Below are 22032 nucleotides of genomic sequence, written 5' to 3'. Positions count from 1 at the left end.
GCGCGATCTGTTGATCTGAGGCTGTTCTCTCCACCGGACGCCGATCGGCTCCGGACTCTCCCTTTCCCCACCGGTTTTCGCCGGTGACCGCTGCGCGCGCCGAAACGGCTGACGCGCCGGTCCTCCCCATTCCGCTTGTGAGGAGTCCCGCATGGTGTGCCCGCGTTCGCTCACGTCCCGTCCCCGGCAAGTCGAGGAGTGGCGGGATGGCTGAGTTCGCCCTGCTCACCGGCCACCTCTCGTCGAAGTCCCGGCCCGGAGCCATCATCCGGACCGTCGGTGCCCAGCTGCGCGCCGCGGGTGGTGCCGTCGTCGAGATCGAGGTGGGCGAGCTGCCCCACTCGGTGCTGATGGCCGGGGATGACCGCCATCCCGAGGTGCGCTCGGTCCAGCGAGCGCTGTCGACCGCCGACGCGGTGGCCGTCGTGATCCCCCGCTACGAACCGCACGGCAGCGTTCCGCTGCGAGCGCTGCTGGGGCTCCTCCGGCGTGACGTCCTCGCCGGGAAACCCGTCCTGCCACTCGGTTTGGGGACCGTGCGCAGTCAGTCCATCGGCCTGGGCGGTGGACTGGGCGGCGGAGAGGTGCTGCCCGCAGCCTTCCTCTACGACGACTGGTTCAGCGAAACCGAGGGCTGGGCACCAGATCCGCGCGCTCGCGAGCTCCTGCGGCGTGCGGCGAACGACCTCTGGACCGCTGCGGTCGGTGAGGCCGTCGCAGCCTGAGCGATCCGCTCAGATGCCGTGGACCTGCTTGCGGGCCGCCGCGTAGGCGGCTCGCACCGCCTCGCCGCTCGTGTCGTCGCCGACGGTCCTGCGGGTACCCGCGACCTCCCAGTCCGGCGGAGTGGCACCGCCGGAGCGGGCCCAGGCCGCTTGCTTCGCGGCACCGATGGCCACGTACTCGGCCGGTTCCGGGACGTCCACGTCGACCCCGAACAGGCCGGGAGCGATGGCCTGCACGGCCTCGGAGCGGCCGGCGCCGCCAATGAGCAGCACGCGGCGGACCTCACCGCCGGCATCGCGCAGCGCGTCGATCGCGTCGGCCATGCCGCACAGCATCCCCTCGACGGCAGCGCGGGCGAGGTTCTGCGGAGTCATGTTCGAGCCGGTCAGGCCGGCCAGAGTGCCGGTCGCCTCCGGGAGGTTCGGCGTTCGCTCGCCCTCGAGGTACGGGAGCAGGCTCAGCCCACCCGCACCCGGCTCGGCCGCGAGCGCCAGCCGCGACAGGCCTTCCAGGTCGGTGTCGAGCATGTGCGCGGTGGAGCTCAGCACGCGGGCAGCGTTGAGCGTGCACACCAGCGGGAGGTAGCGGCCGGTCGCGTCGCAGAAGCCCGCGACGGTGCCGGACGGATCCGCGCCGGCGTGCTCGGCGGGGGCGAACACCGCACCCGAGGTGCCCAGCGAGACCGCCACATCACCCGGTGTGAGCCCGAGTCCGAGCGCGGCAGCCATGTTGTCCCCGGTGCCTGCGCCGATCGTCGCGCCCTCGATGCCCGGCAGCGTCGCGCGGGCGGCCTCGGCGTGGGACGGCAGCAGTGCCGGCAACGCCGGGGTGCGTCCGCCCATCGCCTCGGTGAGCAGGTCGGGCAGCCACTCGCCGGTGGTGGGGGAGTAGTAGCCGGTGCCCGAGGCGTCGCCGTGGTCGGTCCACGTCTGCTCGGGTCGTCCTGCCAGCTGCCAGCCGACCCAGTCGTGCGGCAGGAGCACCTGCGCGACCCGGTCGGCGTTGTCCGGCTCGTTCTGCGCCAGCCACGCGAGCTTGGTGATGGTGAAGCTCGCGACCGGGACCGAACCGGTTCGGCGGGAGAGAGAGTCGGCTCCGTGGCGCTCGATGAGCTGCTCGGCCTGCGGGGCGGAGCGGGTGTCGTTCCACAGCAGGGCATCCCGGACGGGCTCGCCGTCGGAGTCCAGCGCGACCATGCCGTGCTGCTGGCCGCCGACCGACACCGCCTCGATGCGGCCCGGTGCGGAGGCCACGACCTCACCGATGGCGTTCTGGGCGGCCTCCCACCAGGCCGCCGGGTCGACCTCGGTCCCGTCGGGGTGCGAGGCCTTGGCCTCGGTGACGACCGATCCGTCGTCGGCGTCGACCACGAGCGCCTTGGTGGACTGGGTCGACGAGTCGATGCCTAGCACCAGCATTGCGGATCATCCTTCATGCTCGCGCGGACCGGGAAGCGACGCGCCCTCCCGGTCCGGTCCTCGCGGCGCCGGAACGCCGGAGTCGGTTGTGACCGCACAATTGTGCGTGACGGGTGCGCGGGGGTGCGATGGCCTCGCGCCCCCGCGCGGACCTGCTCGACCAGCGAGTGGAAACCCGGTGCGTCAGCGGACGCCGAGCAGGTGGTCCATCGCGAGCTGGTCGAGCCGTTCGAAGTGCATCCCGCGAGCGGCCGCCGCATCGACGTCCAACTCTTCCGACAGCAGGTCGGACACCGATTCCCCGGCTCCGAGGGTCGGGGTGGACAGCTCGCCGACGCGGGCCGCCTCCCACGCCTCGACGACCTGGGGGTCCGCGCGGAAGGCCGCCGCGCGCTCCTTGAGGATCAGGTAGTTGCGCATGCAGCCGGCCGCCGAAGCCCAGACGCCGTCGTAGTCCTCGGTGCGCGGCGGCTTGAAGTCGAAGTGCCGCGGACCCTCGTAGCCGCCGTTCTCCAGCAGGTCGACCAGGAAGAACGCGTTGCGCACGTCCCCGGCGCCGAAGCGCAGGTCCTGGTCGTACTTGATGCCGTTCTGCCCGTTGAGGTCGATGTGGAACAGCTTGCCCGCCCACAGCGCCTGCGCGATGCCGTGCGCGAAGTTCAAGCCCGCCATCTGCTCGTGCCCGACCTCGGGGTTCACGCCGACGATGTCGCCGTGCTCCAGCTCGTTGATGAACGCCAGCGCGTGGCCGACGGTCGGCAGCAGGATGTCGCCGCGAGGTTCGTTGGGCTTCGGCTCCAGGGCGAGCCGGAGGTCGTAACCGCGCTCCTTGATGAACGCGCACACGGTGTCCACGGCCTCGCGGTAGCGGTCGAGCGCGGCGCGAACGTCCTTGGCAGCGCCGGATTCGGCGCCTTCGCGCCCACCCCAGGCGACGAACGTCCGGGCGCCGAGCTCGGCGGCCAGCTCGACGTTGCGCAGCACCTTGCGCAACGCGAAGCGGCGCACGTCGCGGTCGTTGGCGGTGAATCCGCCGTCCTTGAACACCGGGTGGCTGAACAGGTTGGTCGTCACCATGGGCACGGCCAGCCCGGTCTGGTCCAGCGCGCCCCGGAAGCGCGACACCACGGCGGAGCGCTCCTCGGCGCTCGAGCCGAACGGCACCAGGTCGTCGTCGTGGAAGGTGATGCCGTGCGCCCCCAGGTCGGAGAGCCTGTGCACCGCCTCGACCGGGTCCAGCGGGCTGCGAGTGGCCTCGCCGAACGGGTCCCGTCCGAGCCATCCCACGGTCCACAGGCCGAACGAGAACTTGTCCTCGCGCTTCGGGGTGAAGTCGGTCATGATCAGGTGCTCCTCACTTCGTCGTGACTGCTGTCGGGCCGGATCCTGTTCAGCCGGCGGCCCTCTCGACCGCCGGGACGCGCAGCGGGTTCTGGAAGACCTCCTCGATGACGGTGCTGCTAGCACCGCGCACCGCCGCCGAGAAGCCGAAGGTGGACGCGGTGATGCGGCAGGCCGCGGCGTCGCCGGCCACCGACCGGTCGCGCAGTTCCCGCATCGCGGCGGGAACGAGGTAGGGGGCGACGGTGCCGAGGTAGCCGCCCAGGACGACGACCTCCGGGTTGAGCAGGTTGACCAGCATCGACACGCCGATGCCCAGCCACTTGCCGACCTCGTCGAAGCCCGCCATGGCCTGCGGGCCACCGGCTTCGGCGCGCTCCCGGAGCGCGCGGGCCTGGTCCTGCGGGTCCGCGTCCTTCTCGGCGAGGTCGGGGGCCGCGGCGCGCAGCACGGCCGGCAGGCCGATCTTGGTCTCCAGGCAACCGCGCCTTCCGCACCCGCATTCGGTTCCGCCGAGATCGACCGGCACGTGGCCGATCTCGCCGGTGAACCCGCCGGCGCCGCGCAGCAACCGGCCTCCGGTGACGATCCCGGCACCGACGCCGACCTCACCGGTCAGGTAGATGAGGTCCGCGGCGGGCTCAGGTGCGGAGTGCAGCTCGGCGAGCGCGGAGAGGTTGGCCTCGTTGTCCACCGCGATCGGGACGTCGACGCCGAGCCGGTCGCGCAGGGCCTCGGTGATCGAGGTGGACCGCCACTCGAGGTTGGGCGCGTAGTGCACGTGGCCGGAATCGGCATCCACCAATCCGGGCACGGCGACGGCGATTCCGGCCGGGGAGGACGCCGCTGCGGCGGCCAGTTCGCTCAGCGCCTCTTCGGCCAGAGCCGCCAGCCGGTCGAGCGTCGTCGCCGGTTCGGCGCGGGTGGCGTCGAATCCGACCCGCCGCTCGACGACGACCCGTCCGGCCAGATCGGTGCCGAGCGCGGCCAGGTACTGGGAGTTGATCTCCAGACCGAGGGCGGTGACGCGCTTGCCGTCGAGTTCCAGCGAGCGTCCTGGGCGGCCGACCGCGCCGTCGCGGCGCAAGCCGGTCTCGCGGACGAGGCCGCGGGCGATGAGCTCGGCGGCGAGGCTGGACACGGTCGCCTTGGTGAGCCCGCTGCGAGCAGCGATGTCGGCGCGCGAGACGACCTCGCCGCGCCGGACCTCGTCGAGCACCAGCGCCAGGTTGGCCCGTCGGATGGCGCTCTGGTCGACACCCGCCGTCGAGCCGGGCAGCGCGGGGTCGGCGGTTCCGCGTTCGGTCACGCGCACCTCCCAATAAGTACGGAGGCCAAACTAATGCCCGGCGCCATCGAGGACAAGACCCGGAGATTTAGAAGGTTCTCGCAGCGGGATTCGATCAGGTGCGTCGGTGGGGCCGCCGATTGGTGAACGCCCTGAACGAAATGCCCTCACCGGATGCGGTGAGATCATCGCGGACCGCCTCGGGTGGGCTCTGAGATTGCGCCGAACGGCGTAGTCTCTCGGCTGCCCGTCTCACTACCGCCCCCTCGGTGAGGCGGGCACCTCTTCGTCCGCAGGACACGAACCGGACAGAGTGCGGTTCGTGTCCTGGACATTCCGTTGCCGCCACGTCCTGCGCGGTGGCAGCATCGTGATCGCTCATGATCACCGGGTCGCGACCACCAGCAGCGTCCGGAACGACTCGCCGGAGGGGCGATGACCGCGAACCATTCCGCCGACCCGAGCGCGGCCACCGCCAAGCTCCGGCACGTCGAGATCGGCTGCCGGAACCTGGCGCGGTCCCAGGAGTTCTACGCCGGCCTGCTGGGATTCACCGAGACGGCCGCGGAATCCGGAGTGTGCTGGCTCGACGCCGGGCCTGCGCGGATCAAGCTCGTGGAGGTCGGAGAGGGCGACCTCGGCGGCTGGACCTCCGACGACCTGCAGTGCGGGATGCGGCACTTCGGGATGAAAGTCGGCGATGTCGACGCCCAAGCGGCTCGGCTGGGCGACGCCGGCGTCGCCTTCACCCAGCAGCCCAAGGACGCGCACGGCAACGTCCGCATCACCTTCTTCACCGACCCGGACGGAACGCTGCTGGAATTCGTCGAAGGCGCCGTCCGGCACGACGAGACCTACTCGCCCGAGATCGCCGCGGAAGACCTGGCCGCGCACCAGCTCCGCGCACGCGATGCCGCACCGGTCTTCGACCACATCGCCGTCACGGTCCCGGACCTGCAGGAAGCCCTCGACTTCTACGTCCGCACCCTCGGCGCGCAGGTGATCGGCAAGCTGATCCGCTCCGACGACCCGCGCGGGTTCGTCATCACCAACCTCCGGCTCGGTGACGTCGTGCTGGAGCTCTTCAGCTTCCGCCGGGAGACCAGCCCCAGCCCGTGGTCGGCGGGCCAGTCGCGGCACGGGCTTCGCGCGATCGGGCTCGGCGTGGCCGAAGCGCCCGGCGCGGTGGGTGCGATGACCGCGGCCGGTGCGGGCGCGGTCCTGCGCCCCGGCCCCGAACCGCTGCTCATCGACCCGCACGGGGTTCCGCTGACCATCACCACCCGATGATCCTGAGAGGGGTGATTGCCTGACCTGACTCCGGTGTGGACGGTCAGGACTTCTCGGCCAGCGGGAAGGCGACCCCCGTCAGATGTTCGGAGAGGGTCCAGAGGCGCAGGGCGGCTTCGGTGTCGCTGGCCGCCTTGCTGCGCCCGACCAGCGTGGGACCGCCGCGCAGCTCCATCGGACCGTCGGGGCCCACGTAGCTGGCGCCCGGGATGTCCTGCGTCGCGGCGAAGAGCGTGGGCAGCGCACCGGATTCGGCCGACTGAGCGATGACCATGTTGCCGATCGCCATGAACCGGCGCAGCAGCGAGTTGCCGGCGTGGCTCTGCAGGTTCGTCGCCGAGTACCCCGGGTGCGCGGACGTGGCCCGCACCTTCGAACCCGACTCGAGGAGCCGTCGCTGGAGTTCCAGGGTGAACAGCAGGTTCGCGAGCTTCGACTGCGCGTAGGCCTTCTGCGGGTCGTAGGCGCCGGTGAAGTTCGGGTCCTCCCAGCGGATGCCCTTGGCCGCCCGGTGCAAGCTGGAGGACACCGTGACCACGCGGTCGGTGACGTGCGGCAGCAGCAGGTTGGTCAGCGCGAAGTGACCGAGGTGATTGGTGCCGAACTGGATCTCGAAGCCGTCCTTGGTCTGCCCCTCCGGCGGGAACATCACCCCGGCGTTGTTGATGAGGATCGCGAGGTCGTCGTCCCAGGTCCCGGCGAACTCGCGCACCGAGGCGAGATCACCGAGGTCGAGCCGGCGAACCTCGGCCGAGCCGGGCACGCTGCCCGCGGCCTGCTCACCCTTGGCCAGGTCGCGCACGGCGAGCACCACGTGGGCGCCCGCGCGTCCGAGCGCTTGCGCGGCCTCCAGTCCGAGGCCGCTGTTGGCGCCGGTGATGACGGCCGTCTTGCCGGCCAGGTCCGGTAGCTGGTCGCTGCTCCATCGCGTCATGCCCACATCGTGCCATCGATGCTGCGACAAGCCGATGACCACGACCGCGCGAGGCGGACGTGGCCATCGACATCCCCCGGTCAGCAGGGATCGACACCGCGTGCGTCGAGCGGAGTCGCATCCCCCATCTCCTCCGGTGCCGCCGAGTGGTAGCGCTCGACCCACGGGCCCTCCGGGTTGTTCGGATCGGGACCGAAGAAGACGGCCACGGTGCCAGGAGTTTGGTGGTTCAGGAACGAACCGGCCTGACCATCAACGAACTCGTCGAAGGGATCAACCTCAATGCACTCGTAGTACGAGACCATCCGACCTTGGTAGCCAGGATCGTCCCAGACGCACAGGTTGCCCTCGCCGCATTCGGCCAGCGCGCGCTGGTTCGCCTCCTCGGGTGTTTCTCCGGATGCCAGGCCGGCTCCTGCTCCCATGATCAGGAAGCAGCCCGCGCCGACCGCAGCGGCCTTGCGAATCGGTGTTGCGTTCATCGTTCAGTCCCCCAGTCCAGTCCAGTGCGGACCGGCCACCGCGGCGCTAGCCGAGGTGGCCGGCGCGCCCAATCTCACATCAGCAGGGATCGACCGAGCGGAGATCCAGACCCTTGTTGTCGGGGCTGTCCTCGGGCGCGATCGACCGGTAGCGCTCGGGCCACGGTGGCTGCGGATTGTTCGGATCAGGACCGAAGAAGACGGCTGCTGTGCCCGGAGTTTGATGGTTGAGCCATGAACCGGCCTGGCCATCGGGGAATTCGTCGAACAGGTCGGGTGGGTCGCAGTAGTAGTAGGCGACCATGTTCCCGGTGTAGTTGGCGTCGTCCCACACGCAGAGATGGCCGTCTCCGCACTCCGCGAGAGCTCTTTGGCTGGCTTCTTCGGGTGTTTCTCCGGATGCCAGCCCGGCTCCTGCGCCCATGATCAGGAAGCAGCCCGCGCCGACCGCAGCGGCCTTGCGAAGCGTTGCGTACATGATGTCCCCCAGTTGGTGCGGGCCCGGCCACCCCTGACGGGCAGCGGTGGCCGGGCACGGTTCTCACGTCAGCAGTTGTCAACCCCGGTGAGGTCGAAGGCCTCTCCTTCGGAGATCGCCTCGTTGACGGGCGAGCGGTACTTCTCGATCCACGGTCCCTCCGGGTTCGCCGGGTCAGGACCGAAGAACACCGCCTCGCCGGGCTCGTACTGCGTGTTCAGCCACGAGCCTGCACGTCCGTCCGCGAAGTCGGTGAAGGGCAGCGGGCCATCCGGGCACTGCGTGAATTCGTTGACGTTACCGGTGAAGTCCGGTCCGTCCCAGACGCAGAGCGTTCCCTCGTCGCACACCGCCTTGGCGCGCTGGACCGCCTCGTCCTGGTTCTCCCCGACGGCGATGCCGGAGCCGGCTCCCAGCAGGAGCAGGGATCCCGCGCCCGCCGCGGCGATCTTGCTGATCTTCGATGCGTACATCATTTCCCCCAGTTTCCTTGTGGTCCGGCCACCGCCGCGTTCTCAGCGGTGGCCGGGTTCTCATTCCTCGACATCAGCAGGGGTGCACCTGGCGGGTGTCGAATCCCCTGTTGTTGTCGCTGAACTCGGGTGCGGTCGAGGTGTACTGGACGATCCACGGAGCTTCCGGGTTCGCCGGGTCAGGACCGATGAAGCCGGCGACCTGACCGGTGTACTGGTTGTTGATCCACGACCCGACCGGCCAGGGCGTGTCGTCAACACCGCACTCGAAGTACTTCACCATCTCGCCGTGCCCGTTGGCCTCGGGCCAGACGCAGAGGTAACCGTCGCCGCAGGCTTCTGCCATGGCGCGGTGCGTGGCTTCCTGATCGGTCTCCGCCGAGGCCAGACCCATGCTCGACCCGGCGAGCATCAGACCCCCGGCCACCGCGATGGCGGCTTTGAAGCCCTTGCTGCGGAATGTCGTCGTCGACATCGTTCCTCCCAGTTTCCAGTGCGCACACCCGTGCGCTAGCACAGGTGTGTCCCGTGGGTTGGTGTTGAAGCCCCCCAGCGACCCGAGAGATCGGGTCTTGGCATCGCGACACCCTTCTCACGTCGCACGCTCGCCTAGGGTTGCCTACAACCGGACGAAAGATGCGCCGTTCTCCGCGAAGACACCCTGCCGAGGAAGTTTCGGCGTCGGGTTGACCGCGGGTAACCGACGGACGTCTCGGTTGGGCAGCCGTTGTGTTGACGAGCAAGGCCGGTGTCACGGGACTGTGCTACCGCGCTGTGCACGCAGAGTTAGGGAAGGGTCAGAGAACACTCCTCTGTGGATTGGCGACAGGAGCGGCGTCGAGCGATGGCTCGAAGCGAGACGAGGCGCGGATCGTCCTCGCGGCCGCGGGCCCTTGGACGAACAGCAGGTCCAGCGCTCCGAGCCCGGGGACGAAATCGCCGTGCGGCTGCGCGTACACCGGATGCTCGAAGTGTTGGTCGAGCACCGGTACGCCGGCGCGGTGGAACGGCGACCAGTCGACCGAGTACGTGGTGCCGCTGCTGGTCAGGTGCGCGTCACCGCCCACGCCGCGGACGAGTTCCAGCAGGCGCTCCTGGCGGTCTTCGGGAACCGGGACGTCGAGCTCGCTGGCCCGCAGGATCCGCGTCTCGACGCCTAGGTAGCGGCACAGCTCGGTGGTCAGGTCCAGGTTGTGGTCGACGAGTCGGTCGTGGTCGCGCCGGTAGACCTCCCGAACCAGGTCGTAGAGCTCGTCGAAGTGGGGCGTGCGGCGGTAGTGCACCTTGAGGTGCTTGAGGTGGCCGCGACGCCAGTTCTGCCGCTGGTCGATGCGCACGTCGCAGAGCCACTGGCGGTCGCCCGTGTGCGCCACGGGCACGCTGAGCCAGGAGGTCCCGCCGGATTGGTTCTTCATCCGCTGACGCGCGTGGTACTCGCTGCGGGTGTACTGGGCGGTGTCGTAGACGATGTGGACGTCGCTCAGGGCGATCTTGGCCATCAGCTTCGTCCACGGCAGGAAGTTGGGCTGGTGGATCGAGACGGCGGTCATCTACAGCACCACCCGCATCGCCGCGTAGCCCTCGGCGGCCTCGGCCGAGATCTCCCTGCCGCGCCACCGCGATTGCAGCTCCATCCCTTCGGGGCTGCCGTGGTAGAGCGGATCCTTGACCTGCGAGGTGTGCAGCGCCAAGGCCTGCAGCTTGATCTGCAGGAACTCGCTGATGTCGACGAAGAGGGACGGGGCGAACCGCTCGCGCTCCGGCGTCCAGAACAGGCTCGTGTTGTCGTAGCAGAGCACGTGCGGGACGAAGTGCCGGTCGCCGGGTGAGCACGGTCTGGTGGCGGTGACGCACGCCCGGAACAACGCCTCGTGGTCCTGGTTGTAGCTGATCGCGGGAATCATGACCATGCTCGGCCGGACGTTGTCGAGCGACAGCCGGGCGTCCCGCTCCAGCAGCCGGGCGAGCTCGCGGCGCGGCACGGTGTCCAGCGCCATGTGCTGGTCCGGGCCGCTGAAGAGCACCTCCCAGTCGTCGACCTTGAGCAGTTCGGCGACGGATTGGAACTCCGAGATGCGCGTGTCAGCCGTGACCGTCCGCAGGCCGGAGGTCTGCTCCCCGCCGTACTGCTCGATGGAGGCCACGGAGCCGACGACGACGTAGACCTCGCCGCCGAGCGATTTGATCCTGGCGATCGAGCCTGCGCAGCCGTAGGTTTCGTCGTCCGCGTGCGGGGCGATCACCAGGACCCGTTGGTGGGCGAGGAAATCGTCCCCGTTGAGGCAGTCCATGTCGTGTCTCCTCCCTTGGCCCGTCGGTGTCACGGACAGGCCTGCTTCCAGCCCGTGTCGAGTTCTTCCCACAGCCCGGGCGCTTCCGGCCCGTAGCTCCACAGGTGCACCGCGTTGAGCCCGTACTCCCGAGCCAGGCGGAGCTTGATGGCGGTGCTGCGCGCGTCCTCGAACCAGACGGCGTGGTCGATGCCGTTCTCGCGGTAGGTGAACCAGGAGGAGCCGCCCGCGGCGTCCCACTGCGGTTCGACTCCGTGCCGCCGCGCCAGGTCCAGGGCACCCGCCGAGGACACCGACGTGCCGTACCCGCCGCTCCAGTCGTATCCGTATTCCGGAACGCCCAGCACCACCTTGTCCGCGGGGGCGCGGGTGAGCGTGTAGCTCAGGACGTCCCGAACCCAGGTCTCGGGCGCCGCCGGGCCGGGATCGGAGGTGGCCCAGTGGTAGTCGTAGGCCATGATCCGCACCGAGTCCGCCGCTTCGGCGACAGCCCGGTAGTCCTGCGCGCGGGTGGCTTCGCTGTTGCCCTCGTCGTCGGTCTTGGGCGCCAGGGTGACCGACAGGCGGCGGTCGTCGGCGTGCAGGCGTTCGGCGAGCTCGCTGACGAACCTGCTGAACACCGGTCCGTCGACCGCGCGGAGGTCCTCGTAATCGATGTCGATGGCGGAATAGCCCCCGTCGCGGGCGAACTGCGCCAGCGCGTCGACGTGCTCGCGGGTGCGGCCGGGATCGTGCAAGATCCCGGCCAGCGGTTCGCGCTGCCAATCCCCGTCGAAGTGGTTGGTGATCGAGGGCACCATCGCCGGCCCCGCGGTGAGCAGGTCGTGGAGGTTCGCGGCCTCCCCGGGCCTGCCCGAGGACTGAGCGGTGATCTGCCCGTCCGGCGCGAGCCCGTAGACCCACGGCGAGACCGAATCCAGCACGGAGGCGTGCTCGCGCACCGTCTCGGCCCCCCGGGCGAGGTTCCAGTAGGGCACCGAGATCGCCGCGCTGCGCGGCGGATCGCACTGCGCGGTCCCCGGGGCGGTGCAGCCGACCGCGAGCAGCGCCAGCACCGCGCAGGCCCCCGCGCTGCGCAGAACCGACGCCCGTCCCACCGCTCAACTCCCGCTCACCACGTGCGCGCGCTGGTCGGCGACGACCGAGCGGATGATCTCGTCGAGATCCCGGGAGGGCCGAAAACCGATGCGCGCTCGTGCTTTCGAGCAGTCCGGGATCCGGCTCGGCGTGTCCCGGTAGCCGGGCTCGAAGAACGCGTCGTAGGGCACGTGCACGATGCCGCCCGGAGAACCGGTGATCTCGACGACGCGCCTGGCGAGCTGCTCGATCCGCACGGGCTCGGACCCGCCCACGTTGAACACCTGACCGCGCGCCTCGCGGTCGCGCAGCAGCGCGACCAGCGCGGGCACGACGTCGAGCACGTGGCAGAAGCAGCGGATCTGGCTGCCGTCGCCGAAGACCGTGAGCGGTTCGCCCGCCAGCGCCTGCCGAGCGAAGCGGGGGATCACCATTCCGTACTCGCCGCTCTGGCCGGGGCCGACCGTGTTGAACAGCCGTGCGATCACCACGTCCAGGCCGTGCTCGACGGCGTGGGCGCGGGCGATGGTCTCGTCGACCGATTTGGCCTCGGCGTAGGACCACCGGCTGTGCGGGGGAGAGCCGAGGATCCGGTCGTCCTCCTCGGTGAGGCCGGGCTTGGGGTTGAGGCCGTAGACCTCGCTGGTCGACGACAGCAGCAGCGGGATCCGGTGCTCGCAGGCGGCTTCCACCACGGCTTCGGTCCCCAGCAGGTTGGTGCGGAGGCTCTCGATGGTCCGCCGGGCGATGGTGAAGGTCCCGACGGCAGCGGCGAGGTGGAACACCGCGTCGACCCGTCCGGTGCACTCGTCGACCAGCTTCCGGTCGCACGCGGAACCGTCGACGACCTCCGGTGCCGGAGTTCCCGGTTCCGAATTCAGATTCCCCGGACTGCCGGTGCTGAAATTGTCGAGAACCAGGACTTTGTGCCCTTCTGAAATCAGGAAACGGGTGAGATGGGAACCGATGAATCCGGCGCCGCCGGTAATCAAGAAACGCATGGCATCCCCGCGTCATCGAGGGGTTCTGGAGGTGTTGACCCTCCTGGTCAGGGTGAACCTGTATGGCGTTGAACTGCGAAGAAGCGATTCCTGCCGCGTTCCCGCACGGTGCGGGAGTCTCGACTCCCGAGGGTCTCCGATCGGCCCGATGAAACAACTGTGCACCACGATGTGGCACTGAAATCAGGGTCGAAAAGAATGACTACCCGAACGGGTGAAAAGCACTTGTCGAGGCGGGGCGCGTCGTTGTCGCATGGCGGGAGTGATTCGTGGGAATTCAACGGGAATGAGGTGAGCGCGGTGGAATGGGCCCTGCTGTTCCTCGTGTTCGGGATCAACGTTCCGGCGTGGACGATGATCGCGTTCCTCCGCCGCTTCGACGACAACCGCAGGTCGGCCCGCCAAGACGCGGAAGCGCCTCCGACGAGGATGCGTCCTGATCAGGTCGCGGTCGTCATCCCGGCCCACGACGAGGAGGGCGGCATCGCCAAGTCCATCACCTCGGCGCTGCGGATCGTCCCAGCGGCCAACGTCCACGTCCTCGCCGACGGGTGCAGCGATCGCACGCCGGAAGTCGCCGCCGCTCACGGGGTCCGGGTCCTGGAGATCACCCCGGGCCGCGGCAAGGCGGGGGCGATCGAGGCGGCGATCGGTCACTTCGACATCACCGGCCGGTTCGCGGCGCTGCTGATCATCGACGCGGACACCGAGATCGACTCCGACTACCTCACCCACGGGCTGCCGCTGCTGGACGATCCGCGCTACGCCGCCGTCGCCGGCTGCGTCCACACCCCGTGGGACCCGCAGGAGCACACCTTCCTCGGACGTCTGCTGATCTCCTACCGCGCGCGGTTGTGGACCATCATGCAGTGGATGCGCTACGGGCAGTCCTGGCGCTACATCAACGTGACACCCATCGTTCCCGGATTCGCCAGCATGTACCGGACGTCGGCCCTGCCGCACATGGACCTCAACCCGCCGGGTCTGATCATCGAGGACTTCAACATGACCTTCGAGCTGCACCACAAGCGGCTCGGCAAGATCGCCTTCTCGCCGGCGGTGCACGCGACGACGGATGATCCGGACAACCTCAGGGACTACTACCGGCAGGTGCGGCGCTGGGCTCTGGGGCTGTGGCAGACCCTGCGCAGGCACGGCGCGTGGTTCGGCCGGTTCTGGTTCGCCACGGCGTTCTTCATGCTGGAGATCGTCACGTCCAGCCTGATCATCCTCGCGCTGGCCTGCTGCGGCGTGCTGATGGCGCTGGTGCCGCTGACTGCGGGCTGGGTGCTCGATTGGCCGGTGTACCGGGAGGTCCACTCGTTCTTGGCACCGCTGATGACCCCGTTCAACCTGGTGCTGTTCCTGTTCCTGCCGGACTACCTGATCACCTGCGTGGTGGCCGCGTTGCGCAGGCGCCCGAGCCTGCTCGTCTACGGCGTGGGGTTCCTGCTGGTGCGGGTGGTGGAGGCCGCAGCCACGATGTGGACGCTGTACCGGCTGTGGCGCGCCCAGTCGAGCGGGATCTGGACCAGCCCCCGCCGGCTGGCCCAGGCCGCTGGGCCGGAATCCGGCTCGCCGGACCCGGCGACGGTCTCCGAGGGGACTCCCGGTGCCGAGTCGGCCGCCGGGCCCGCTCCCGAGCCCGCACCGGCCGGGGACTCAAACGCGAGGACCCGGCGGGTCGTGCTGCTGGACGCCGCTGCGGTGCTGCCGGTGATCGCCGTGGTGGGGCTGGCGCTGACGGGGGTGCTCAACGTGCTGCTGGTCGCCGGCCTGCTGCTCGCGCCGGCGCTCGCCACCACCACGTGGCGGCATCGTCCCGGGAAGCGGCGGGCAGGGGTCAGTCCCGCCACCCGCGACCGGCCTCACGGACGCGTGTGATCTCCTCGGCGTCGTAGAGGTTCGCCAGCGCACCGCGACCCGCGGGCCGTCTCGCGACCGGCGCGATGCCGTGCCGGGAGAGCCAGGCGTTGACCGAACCGACCTGAATCCCGAGGTATGCGGCGATGTCGTGACGATCCCACTGCTGTCGGTCCATGAGGACCTCCTCGCGCGGGACCGGTCGTGGCGGGCGGGCGTCAGCGTCCCACCGGCGTGACGCCTCGATTGTGCGTCGGGCCCGCGTGCGAAAGCCGAGGCATAAGTCCTGAACTTGATTGTTCCGGGTCTTTCTCCTCTGGGGTGCCGCACCACGCTGGTGCACGGTGGTCAACACCTCAGGTCGGCGCGAAATGCACGTCGGCGGTACGACATCCGGTGGCGACGCCGGAAAACGCTTCGACCGGGCGGTGAATCCGACCGCGCGGAGCGCCTCTTGTGGAACGCGAAGCGAGCGCATCGAGGAGTCCCCGGTGATGAGCACAGTGAACATTCATGGGGCAGGGCCGAACTCACCAACGCCTGCGCGTCTGCTGGCTCCGTCCCCGCCCAAACCCACCAACGCCGTGGTGGTAGGGCTGGGGTACGTCGGCCTGCCGACGGCGTTGTCGCTCGCCGATTCCGGTGTCGCGGTGACCGGTGTCGACATCGACGAAGCACGGCTGCTGGCGATCAAGGCGGACCAGGTCGATCTGTCGGAGGCCGATCACGAACGGCTCGATCGCTGCCTCGCCGGCGGTGAATTGGTGGTGACCACCAACGCGGCCGCGGTCGCCGAGGCCGATCTCGTGCTGATCTCGGTGCCGACCCCGGTGGACAGCCACCTGGTTCCCGACATGCGCGCGCTGACCGCCGCCTGCGCATCGGTGGTCGCCAACGCCCGCGCGGGACAGACGATCGTGCTGACGTCCACGACGTACGTGGGGTGCACCCGGGACCTGATCGCCGAACCGCTGCGGCACCGCAACGGCTGGACCGCGGGCGAGGACGTCTACGTCGCCTTCAGCCCCGAACGCATCGACCCCGGGGTCACCCGCCACGACCGGCGCGCGACACCGCGCATCGTCGGCGGGGTGACCGCCGAGTGCGGTCGCCGGGCGCAGGAAGCGCTGCAGGGCACGACCGCCGCGGTGCACACCGTCTCGTCCCCGGAGTCGGCCGAGCTGACCAAGCTGCTGGAGAACAGCTTCCGCGCGGTCAACATCGCGATGATCAACGAATTCGCCGACAGCTGCCACGCCTTCGATGTCGACCCGATCGAGGTCATCGAAGCGGCGGCCACCAAGCCCTACGGGTTCATGCCGTTCCACCCCGGTCCCGGGGTCGGAGGGCATTGCATCCCCTGCGACACCCACTACCTGCTCTGGCAGCTGCGCGCCCAGCGCCTGCCCGCGCCGCTGATGAACGCGGCGATGGGTGCGATCGCGGCGCGCCCGCAGAGGGTGGTGGACCGCGCCCGGTACCTGCTCGCCGATCGCGGCAAGGCGTTCGCGGGCGCGCGCGTGCTGGTGCTGGGAGTGGCCTACAAGCCAGGGGTCGCCGACGTCCGCGAGTCCCCGGCGCTGGAGATCATGGCCGGGCTGACCTCGCTCGGCGCCCGGGTGGCCTACGCCGACCCGCTCGTGCCCGCCGTCCGGGTGGGTGAATCCACGCTGCTCTCCGGGACGGACGTGGCATCCGAGGACTGGGACCTCGTCATCGTCCACACCCCGCACCCCGGGGAGGACCTGACGTGGCTGAGCGGCCAGGACGTCGTCCTGGACACCACCTACCGGCTCAGCCCGGAGCTGCGCTGCGCCCACCTGTAGAGCACCACCCCTGCCGCCGCTGTTCGCGGGCAAGGTCGCTGCGGTGGGGCTGCGGGACCATGCTGGACCGACCGAACGCCATCTCCCGAGGAGGAAGAGATGAGCACACCCGCGGTCGATCCGACCTTCTACCGCAGTCCCGCCGAAGCGATCGCCGCGCCACCGGAAGAGCTGGCCTACGTGGTCACCTTCGATCGCCAGGCCCAGCAGCCCGATGCGCTCGCGGTCATCGACACGGCTCGCGACTCTCCCGAGCACGGCCGGGTCGTGGGGTGGGTGGAGCTGCCGACCAAGGGCGACGAGCTGCACCACTTCGGGTGGAACGCCTGCAGCAGCGCGTTCGCCCACGCCGGCCACCACACCGACGGTCTGCAGCGGCGGTACCTGCTGCTGCCCGGCCTGCGCTCATCGACGGTGCACGTGTTCGACACGCACCCGGACCCGAAGCAGCCCCGCCTGGTGCGCACGATCAGCGCCGAGGAGCTGGCCGACAAGGCCGGGTACTCGCGCCCGCACACCCTGCACTGCGGTCCGGACGGGATCTACCTCTCCTGCCTCGGCACGGCCCGCGGGGACGGAGGCCCAGGCGGCATCGCGGTGCTCGACCACGACACCTTCGAGGTGGTGCGCGCCTGGGAGGCCGACCGGGGACCGCAGCAGCTGGCCTACGACGCCTGGTGGCACCTCAACCAGAACACGTTGATCAGCAGCGAGTGGGGCACGCCGTCGATGGTCGAGGACGGCCTGGTTCCCGAGCTGCTGCTGGGCAAGGAGTACGGCCATGCCCTGCACTTCTGGGACCTGGCCGAGGGCAGGCACGTGCAGCGGGTGGATCTGGGCGCCGAGAACCAGATGGTGCTGGAGCTCCGGCCCTCCCACGACCCGAACGCCACCTGGGGCTTCGCCGGCGTCGTGACCAACACCGACGACCTGTCGGCCTCGGTCTGGCGCTGGTCCCGCGAGGGCGATCGCTGGAGGGCGGACAAGGTCATCACGGTTCCCGCGGCACCCGCCGACGCGGATCGGCTGCCGCCCGCGCTGAAGCCCTTCGGCGCGGTACCGCCGCTGGTCACCGACATCAACCTCTCCGTCGACGATCGGTTCCTCTACGTCTCCTGCTGGGGGACCGGGGAGCTCAAGCAGTACGACGTCAGCGATCCCGCCCAGCCGCGTGAGACGGGGTCGGTCCGTCTCGGGGGGATCGTCGGCCGGGTCGCGCACCCGGCCGAACCCGACCGGCCGCTGTCGGGAGGACCGCAGATGGTCGAGGTCAGCCGGGACGGCGAGCGAATCTACCTGACCAACTCGCTCTACGGGTCGTGGGACGACCAGTTCTACCCGGACGGCGTCGGGGCGTGGATGGCCAAGGTCGTCACCGATCCGCAGCGCGGCGGCCTGACCGTCGACGAGGGGTTCTTCCCGCGCGGCGATGACTTCCGAGGGCGCCGCGCTCACCAGGTCCGCCTCCAGGGCGGCGACGCCTCATCGGACTCCTACTGCCACGCGAGGTGACGCAGACGCGAAGAGGGGCCGTGAGCGATGCTCACGGCCCCTCTCACGAGTCGGCGATTCAGCGACCGCGCGTCGACGGGCGGGCCGACGGCGTCGCGGAGACGTCGCGGATCTCGTGGCTGCCGTCGCCGCGGCCGATCACGACCTCGGCCGCGATGCCGGTGAACAGGCCGTTCTCCACCACACCGGGGATCCAGTTGAGCTGCGAGTCCAGCGCGATCGGGTCCTTGATCGCCTCGAGGTGCGCGTCGAGGATGAAGTTGCCGCTGTCGGTGACCAGCGGGCCGCCGTCCTTCTCGCGACGGGTCAGCTCGACCCCGGGCTGGCCGACCTTCTCCAGCAGCGCGCCGATGGCGCGCTCGGTGGCCTGCCACTCGTACTGCACGACCTCGATGGGCAGCGGGAACTTGCCGAGCTGATCGACGACCTTGCCCTCGTCGACGACGCAGACCATCTTCTCGGAGGTGTCGGCGATGATGCGCTCCCAGAGGAGGCAGGCGCCGCCGCCCTTGATCATGTGGCCCGCGGGGTCGATCTCGTCGGCGCCGTCGACCGTGAGGTCGAGCCTGCCGACCTCGGCGAGCGTCGTCAGCGGCACGCCGACCTCGAGCGCCAGATCACGGGTGCCGGTCGAGGTGGGCACGCCCACCACGGTGAGGCCGTTCGACACCGCTTCGCCCAACGCGCGGACGAACCAGTGCGAGGTGGTGCCCGAGCCCAGGCCGAGCTTCATGCCGTCACGGATGTAGGCGTCGATGACGGCCGTACCCGCGGCCCACTTCGCCCGGTCCTGCTCGTTACTCGGTTGCATCGGTGGTGAGTCTCCTGTGGACGCTCCTGCGGATCACCGCCCGGCGGGCCGGGCCGGTGGGTTCGCCAGTCACGGTACATGTGCTGGTCGCAGGCCTTCGCGCGGTCGGGCTTCACGTCCGTTCCGGCTCGTGAGCGCGTCCGTGACGGACCCCGTCGCGGACTTCGGAATCGATCTGGAAACACACCCCACCGGGTGACGTCGACGCGGAGAAGTCCTGATGTTGCCGACGCAACGAATGTGCGGGTCACGGACTTCTCGGAGGCGATGTGAAGCGAACTCGCCGTCTTGCCGGAGACGCCTCGTTCGGTAGGCTCGCGCGGATCTTCGCGACGGCGTCCGGCCGCCGTCGGACGTGCGGGCCGGAGCGTCTTGAAACCGGCTACGCTCCAGCGCTTTTCGAGGGCGCCGGCAGATGTGTTCCGCACCACTGGGGCCGCCCGGTGGCGTGCCTGGGACATCGACTGCGCGCTCCGATCGAGTTGCTGATTCCCTTTCGGGCCCAACAATGGTCCCGGTGGGGGTAATCCGGTCGCGGCGCGTCCGGAGCGAAAATTGAGTGGAAGGACGCTTGAGCCATGCCCTTCTATTCGACGATGGCCGAGACCGACATCGAATGTTCGGCCGCGGACGTCTACAGCTACATCACCAATCCGGCCAATTGGGAGGAGAGCCGGCTGGTGACCGATCCAGGGTGGACACTCGTCCCGCCGGGCAGGCAGCCCGAGGGCACGGTCTGGCGGGGAGTCCGAGGTGACGACTGGTCGGTGTTGGAGGCCGAACCGGGGAGGCGGTGGATCGTCCGGTCCCGGGCCGACGATCGCGCGTCCTCGGTGACCATCACCTACAGCTTCTCCGAGGTCGAAGGCATGACGCACGTGTTCCGGCACGTGGAGATCGAGGTGTGCGATCACGCCGTGATCAGCGAGCACGCACGCGCTGCGTTCGCCTGTTCGACGTCCAGCCGGGAAGTGGTCGCCGAGGTCAAGGAGGCGCTGGAGGCCGGCCGCGAGGTCGTGCTCCCGCAGGTGTCGGTGCCGATACCGGTCTCGCCTTCTCCGTCGCGCTTGAGCTGAACGGCGTCCTCATCGTGCGGTAGTTGACAATGCGGGTTGCATCACGAAACCCTACTGGTCAACGCCGTACGTTGAGGAGGCCGACGGGCATGGAGTGGACTGGCGCGCGCTACGCGGACGGGCCTTCGGTCGAGGTCGAGACCTGGATCGACTCCCCGCCGCGACGGGTGTGGGAACTGATCACCGACATGCAGCTGATCGCCCGGATGAGCGAGGAGCTGCAGGAGATCCACTGGCTCGACGGCGCCGAGGGGCCGTCGCTGGGAGCCAGGTTCACCGGGCGCAACCGCAACGACGCGCTGGGGGAGTGGACCACGACCTCGCACGTCGTCGTGTTCGAACCCGAGCGGGCCTTCGGGTGGGCGGTCAAGGACCCCGAGAACCCGATGGCGTCCTGGAGGTTCGCGCTCCGGCCCGAGGACGGAGGCACGCACCTGAGCCAGTGGGCGCAGATAGGCCCGGCTCCCTCAGGGCTGTCCCTGGCGATCGAGCGGATGCCGGAGAAGGAGCAGAAGATCGTCTTCGTCCGGCTGCGCGACTTCGAGCGGAGCCTGACCACCAACCTCGCCGGCATCAAGCAGCTCGCGGAAACGGCCGCCTGATGCGCACCGCCACCACGATCGAGGCCTCCGGTGGTGACTGGCGCGAGACGGTCGAGTTCGTCCGCGAAGCCGAGAAGCTCGGCCTGGACATGTGCTGGGTGGCCGAAGCCTGGGGCTCCGACGCGCCCTCCGCGCTCGGGTACCTGGCCGCGCGCACCGAAACCCTCCACCTCGGCTCGGGCATCGTGCAGCTGGGCACGCGCACACCGGTCGCCATCGCGCAGGCCGCGATGACCCTCGCGCACCTGTCGGACGGGAGGTTCCACCTCGGCCTGGGCGCCTCGGGGCCGCAGGTGATCGAAGGGCTGCACGGCGTCGACTTCGCCCGCCCGCTCGGGCGGATGCGCGAGACCGTGCAGGTCGTGCGGCAGGTGTTCGCCGGGGAGAAGATCACGCACAGCGGCGAGCACTTCACCATCCCGCGCGCAGGGGAGTCCAGGCCGATGCGGGTGTCGATCCCGCCGGTGGACGTGCCCGTGCACCTGGCCACCCTGTCGCCGAAGATGCTGGAGCTCACCGGCGAGATCGCCGACGGCTGGCTGGGCACCAGCTTCGTGCCGGAAGGTGCCTCGGCCTACTTCGAACACCTCGACGCGGGGCTGGCCAAGGCCGGCCGCAGCCGCGACGAGCTCGACATCAGCCAGGGCGCCGAGGTCGCCTTCGTCGCCGATCCCGGCGAGCTGAGCGACGTGCTGGCGCCGCGCAAGAGGGAACTGGCCTTCTCGCTCGGCGGCATGGGCTCGGCCAAGACCAACTTCTACCACCGCGCCTACGCCCGGCAGGGCTGGCACGCGGTCGCCGAGGCCGTGCGCGAGCGCTGGCAGGCGGGCGACCGCGAGGGTGCCGCAGAGCTGGTCACCGACGAGATGGTGCTGGGCACGACCCTGATCGGCACCGAGGAGAGGGTGCGGGAACGGCTGCGCGTCTGGCGGGACGCAGGGGTGAAGGCCGTCCGGTTCTACCCGGCGGGAGACACCCTCGACGAGCGGCTCACCACACTGGGGCGGGCGCTGGACCTGGTCCGGGAGCTGTGAGGGCTCAGCCGAACCGCGCCCGCACGTCGGGCCGCTCGGCGAGCCGGGCGGGGTACCCGGGCCCGAGGTGGGCCGCGGTCTCCTCGGCGCGCAACGGCTCGCCGCAGGCCGCGCAGACCACCTCGGCGTGCGTGTCGTGGCCGCACGTCCGGTGGTGCAGCACCACGGGTGCGCCCGCGTCCTCGGAGAGCCAGCGGTCGCCCCAGCGGGACATGACGGCCAGCACGCCGTAGAAGTCGAGGCCCTTCTCGGTGAGCACGTAGTCGTACCGCGGGGGCTCGTCCTGGTAGGCGTTCTTGTCGAACAACCCTTCGTCGACGAGTCGGCGCAGTCGTTCGGCGAGCGTGTTGCGCGCGATGCCCAGCGATTGCTGGAAGTCGTCGAAGCGCCGGATGCCGTAGAACGCCTCCCGGAGCACCAGCGGAGTCCACTGGTCGCCCAGCAGGTCGAGGGCGCGCGCGATCGAACAGGGCCAGTGAGCCAGAGACGTCCGCCGCATGACTCGCAGG

At 69.9% G+C, this 22032-nt stretch carries 23 protein-coding genes; 8 read left to right on the top strand and 15 right to left on the bottom strand.

Annotation, left to right across the window (positions count from 1 at the left end; all coding sequences use genetic code 11):
- Positions 1–206 precede the first annotated feature (206 nt).
- Positions 207–725, top strand: coding sequence for an NAD(P)H-dependent oxidoreductase (locus FHU35_RS14500; protein WP_145739562.1), 519 nt, complete (start codon positions 207–209; stop codon positions 723–725).
- Positions 726–734: 9 nt separating this feature from the next.
- Here FHU35_RS14500 and xylB read toward each other — a convergent pair whose 3' ends face one another.
- The 3 genes from xylB to FHU35_RS14485 all read right to left on the bottom strand — a co-directional run bounded on the left by xylB (position 735) and on the right by FHU35_RS14485 (position 4794).
- Complete coding sequence (xylB, locus tag FHU35_RS14495) at positions 735–2144, bottom strand: xylulokinase (protein ID WP_145739560.1); 1410 nt, start codon at positions 2142–2144, stop codon at positions 735–737.
- Positions 2145–2327: 183 nt separating this feature from the next.
- On the bottom strand, positions 2328–3485 hold the full coding sequence (xylA, locus tag FHU35_RS14490; protein ID WP_145739557.1) for a xylose isomerase: 1158 nt from the start codon (positions 3483–3485) through the stop codon (positions 2328–2330).
- Between the two features lie 49 nt (positions 3486–3534).
- Positions 3535–4794: an ROK family transcriptional regulator gene (locus tag FHU35_RS14485; RefSeq protein WP_222429367.1), complete on the bottom strand. Its 1260-nt coding sequence runs from the start codon at positions 4792–4794 to the stop codon at positions 3535–3537.
- A 414-nt stretch (positions 4795–5208) separates the two neighbouring features.
- Between FHU35_RS14485 and FHU35_RS14480 the strand changes: the two genes are divergently transcribed.
- Positions 5209–6063: a VOC family protein gene (locus FHU35_RS14480; RefSeq protein WP_145739555.1), complete on the top strand. Its 855-nt coding sequence runs from the start codon at positions 5209–5211 to the stop codon at positions 6061–6063.
- 43 nt (positions 6064–6106) lie between these two features.
- Here the strand turns inward: FHU35_RS14480 and FHU35_RS14475 are convergent, their stop codons facing one another.
- The 9 genes from FHU35_RS14475 to FHU35_RS14435 form a co-directional block, all read right to left on the bottom strand.
- A complete protein-coding gene (locus FHU35_RS14475) occupies positions 6107–6997 on the bottom strand; it encodes an oxidoreductase (protein ID WP_145739553.1) in 891 nt (296 codons plus the stop codon).
- A gap of 80 nt (positions 6998–7077) precedes the next feature.
- Positions 7078–7479, bottom strand: a complete 402-nt coding sequence (locus FHU35_RS14470) for a peptidase inhibitor family I36 protein (RefSeq protein ID WP_145739551.1) — start codon at positions 7477–7479, stop codon at positions 7078–7080.
- Between the two features lie 79 nt (positions 7480–7558).
- Positions 7559–7957: a peptidase inhibitor family I36 protein gene (locus FHU35_RS14465; protein ID WP_145739549.1), complete on the bottom strand. Its 399-nt coding sequence runs from the start codon at positions 7955–7957 to the stop codon at positions 7559–7561.
- A 68-nt stretch (positions 7958–8025) separates the two neighbouring features.
- On the bottom strand, positions 8026–8433 hold the full coding sequence (locus FHU35_RS14460) for a peptidase inhibitor family I36 protein (protein ID WP_145739547.1): 408 nt from the start codon (positions 8431–8433) through the stop codon (positions 8026–8028).
- A gap of 70 nt (positions 8434–8503) precedes the next feature.
- The gene (locus FHU35_RS14455; RefSeq protein ID WP_145739545.1) at positions 8504–8905 is read right to left on the bottom strand and encodes a peptidase inhibitor family I36 protein; all 402 of its coding nucleotides are present in this window, start codon (positions 8903–8905) and stop codon (positions 8504–8506) included.
- Between the two features lie 322 nt (positions 8906–9227).
- Positions 9228–9980: a WbqC family protein gene (locus FHU35_RS14450; protein ID WP_145739542.1), complete on the bottom strand. Its 753-nt coding sequence runs from the start codon at positions 9978–9980 to the stop codon at positions 9228–9230.
- A complete protein-coding gene (locus FHU35_RS14445; RefSeq protein WP_145739540.1) occupies positions 9981–10721 on the bottom strand; it encodes a PIG-L deacetylase family protein in 741 nt (246 codons plus the stop codon).
- A gap of 29 nt (positions 10722–10750) precedes the next feature.
- Positions 10751–11818, bottom strand: a complete 1068-nt coding sequence (locus tag FHU35_RS14440) for a glycosyl hydrolase family 18 protein (protein WP_145739538.1) — start codon at positions 11816–11818, stop codon at positions 10751–10753.
- Positions 11819–11821: 3 nt separating this feature from the next.
- Entirely contained in the window at positions 11822–12799 is a 978-nt protein-coding gene (locus tag FHU35_RS14435) for an NAD-dependent epimerase/dehydratase family protein (RefSeq protein WP_145739536.1), read from the bottom strand.
- Between the two features lie 300 nt (positions 12800–13099).
- Between FHU35_RS14435 and FHU35_RS14430 the strand changes: the two genes are divergently transcribed.
- Positions 13100–14683, top strand: a complete 1584-nt coding sequence (locus FHU35_RS14430; protein WP_186459417.1) for a glycosyltransferase family 2 protein — start codon at positions 13100–13102, stop codon at positions 14681–14683.
- Here the strand turns inward: FHU35_RS14430 and FHU35_RS14425 are convergent.
- Positions 14643–14840 carry a hypothetical protein gene (locus tag FHU35_RS14425; RefSeq protein WP_145739532.1) on the bottom strand — a complete coding sequence of 66 codons (198 nt, stop codon included), beginning with the start codon at positions 14838–14840 and terminating at the stop codon, positions 14643–14645. The genes FHU35_RS14430 and FHU35_RS14425 overlap by 41 nt on opposite strands.
- 409 nt (positions 14841–15249) lie before the next feature.
- Between FHU35_RS14425 and FHU35_RS14420 the strand changes: the two genes are divergently transcribed.
- On the top strand, positions 15250–16488 hold the full coding sequence (locus FHU35_RS14420; protein ID WP_246110295.1) for a nucleotide sugar dehydrogenase: 1239 nt from the start codon (positions 15250–15252) through the stop codon (positions 16486–16488).
- A 99-nt stretch (positions 16489–16587) separates the two neighbouring features.
- Positions 16588–18000 carry a selenium-binding protein SBP56-related protein gene (locus FHU35_RS14415; protein ID WP_145739528.1) on the top strand — a complete coding sequence of 471 codons (1413 nt, stop codon included), beginning with the start codon at positions 16588–16590 and terminating at the stop codon, positions 17998–18000.
- A gap of 58 nt (positions 18001–18058) precedes the next feature.
- On the opposite strand, the gene rpiA is transcribed toward FHU35_RS14415, so the two are convergent.
- A complete protein-coding gene (gene rpiA / locus FHU35_RS14410; RefSeq protein WP_145739525.1) occupies positions 18059–18811 on the bottom strand; it encodes a ribose-5-phosphate isomerase RpiA in 753 nt (250 codons plus the stop codon).
- 578 nt (positions 18812–19389) lie between these two features.
- On the opposite strand from rpiA, the gene FHU35_RS14405 reads away from it, so the two are divergent.
- The 3 genes from FHU35_RS14405 (at position 19390) to FHU35_RS14395 (ending at position 21523) form a co-directional block, all read left to right on the top strand.
- A complete protein-coding gene (locus FHU35_RS14405; RefSeq protein ID WP_145739523.1) occupies positions 19390–19887 on the top strand; it encodes an SRPBCC family protein in 498 nt (165 codons plus the stop codon).
- 89 nt (positions 19888–19976) lie between these two features.
- Positions 19977–20489: an SRPBCC family protein gene (locus FHU35_RS14400; protein WP_145739521.1), complete on the top strand. Its 513-nt coding sequence runs from the start codon at positions 19977–19979 to the stop codon at positions 20487–20489.
- Positions 20489–21523 (top strand): LLM class flavin-dependent oxidoreductase, encoded by a 1035-nt coding sequence (locus FHU35_RS14395; protein WP_145739520.1) that lies wholly within the window; start codon positions 20489–20491, stop codon positions 21521–21523. Before FHU35_RS14400 ends, FHU35_RS14395 begins: the two co-directional genes overlap by 1 nt.
- A 4-nt stretch (positions 21524–21527) precedes the next feature.
- Here FHU35_RS14395 and FHU35_RS14390 read toward each other — a convergent pair whose 3' ends face one another.
- Positions 21528–22022: a winged helix-turn-helix transcriptional regulator gene (locus tag FHU35_RS14390; protein ID WP_145739518.1), complete on the bottom strand. Its 495-nt coding sequence runs from the start codon at positions 22020–22022 to the stop codon at positions 21528–21530.
- Between the last annotated feature and the right edge of the window lie 10 nt (positions 22023–22032).

This window comes from Saccharopolyspora dendranthemae (genome assembly GCF_007829955.1).
Lineage (GTDB): Bacteria > Actinomycetota > Actinomycetes > Mycobacteriales > Pseudonocardiaceae > Saccharopolyspora > Saccharopolyspora dendranthemae.
The sequence above is the reverse complement of the archived record's forward strand: the minus strand, read 5'-3'. Positions and strand labels throughout refer to the sequence as shown.

Bases quoted from the DNA above. Each gene is read 5' to 3' on its own strand.
- FHU35_RS14450 (WP_145739542.1), bottom strand. From the start codon at position 9,980: ATGACCGCCGTCTCGATCCACCAGCCCAACTTCCTGCCGTGGACGAAG.
- xylA (WP_145739557.1), bottom strand. From the start codon at position 3,485: ATGACCGACTTCACCCCGAAGCGCGAGGACAAGTTCTCGTTCGGCCTG.
- FHU35_RS14405 (WP_145739523.1), top strand. From the start codon at position 19,390: ATGCCCTTCTATTCGACGATGGCCGAGACCGACATCGAATGTTCGGCC.
- FHU35_RS14445 (WP_145739540.1), bottom strand. From the start codon at position 10,721: ATGGACTGCCTCAACGGGGACGATTTCCTCGCCCACCAACGGGTCCTG.
- xylB (WP_145739560.1), bottom strand. From the start codon at position 2,144: ATGCTGGTGCTAGGCATCGACTCGTCGACCCAGTCCACCAAGGCGCTC.
- FHU35_RS14475 (WP_145739553.1), bottom strand. From the start codon at position 6,997: ATGACGCGATGGAGCAGCGACCAGCTACCGGACCTGGCCGGCAAGACG.
- FHU35_RS14470 (WP_145739551.1), bottom strand. From the start codon at position 7,479: ATGAACGCAACACCGATTCGCAAGGCCGCTGCGGTCGGCGCGGGCTGC.
- FHU35_RS14480 (WP_145739555.1), top strand. From the start codon at position 5,209: ATGACCGCGAACCATTCCGCCGACCCGAGCGCGGCCACCGCCAAGCTC.
- FHU35_RS14435 (WP_145739536.1), bottom strand. From the start codon at position 12,799: ATGCGTTTCTTGATTACCGGCGGCGCCGGATTCATCGGTTCCCATCTC.
- FHU35_RS14455 (WP_145739545.1), bottom strand. From the start codon at position 8,905: ATGTCGACGACGACATTCCGCAGCAAGGGCTTCAAAGCCGCCATCGCG.
- FHU35_RS14425 (WP_145739532.1), bottom strand. From the start codon at position 14,840: ATGGACCGACAGCAGTGGGATCGTCACGACATCGCCGCATACCTCGGG.
- FHU35_RS14400 (WP_145739521.1), top strand. From the start codon at position 19,977: ATGGAGTGGACTGGCGCGCGCTACGCGGACGGGCCTTCGGTCGAGGTC.
- FHU35_RS14460 (WP_145739547.1), bottom strand. From the start codon at position 8,433: ATGATGTACGCATCGAAGATCAGCAAGATCGCCGCGGCGGGCGCGGGA.
- rpiA (WP_145739525.1), bottom strand. From the start codon at position 18,811: ATGCAACCGAGTAACGAGCAGGACCGGGCGAAGTGGGCCGCGGGTACG.
- FHU35_RS14500 (WP_145739562.1), top strand. From the start codon at position 207: ATGGCTGAGTTCGCCCTGCTCACCGGCCACCTCTCGTCGAAGTCCCGG.
- FHU35_RS14465 (WP_145739549.1), bottom strand. From the start codon at position 7,957: ATGTACGCAACGCTTCGCAAGGCCGCTGCGGTCGGCGCGGGCTGCTTC.
- FHU35_RS14395 (WP_145739520.1), top strand. From the start codon at position 20,489: ATGCGCACCGCCACCACGATCGAGGCCTCCGGTGGTGACTGGCGCGAG.
- FHU35_RS14390 (WP_145739518.1), bottom strand. From the start codon at position 22,022: ATGCGGCGGACGTCTCTGGCTCACTGGCCCTGTTCGATCGCGCGCGCC.
- FHU35_RS14415 (WP_145739528.1), top strand. From the start codon at position 16,588: ATGAGCACACCCGCGGTCGATCCGACCTTCTACCGCAGTCCCGCCGAA.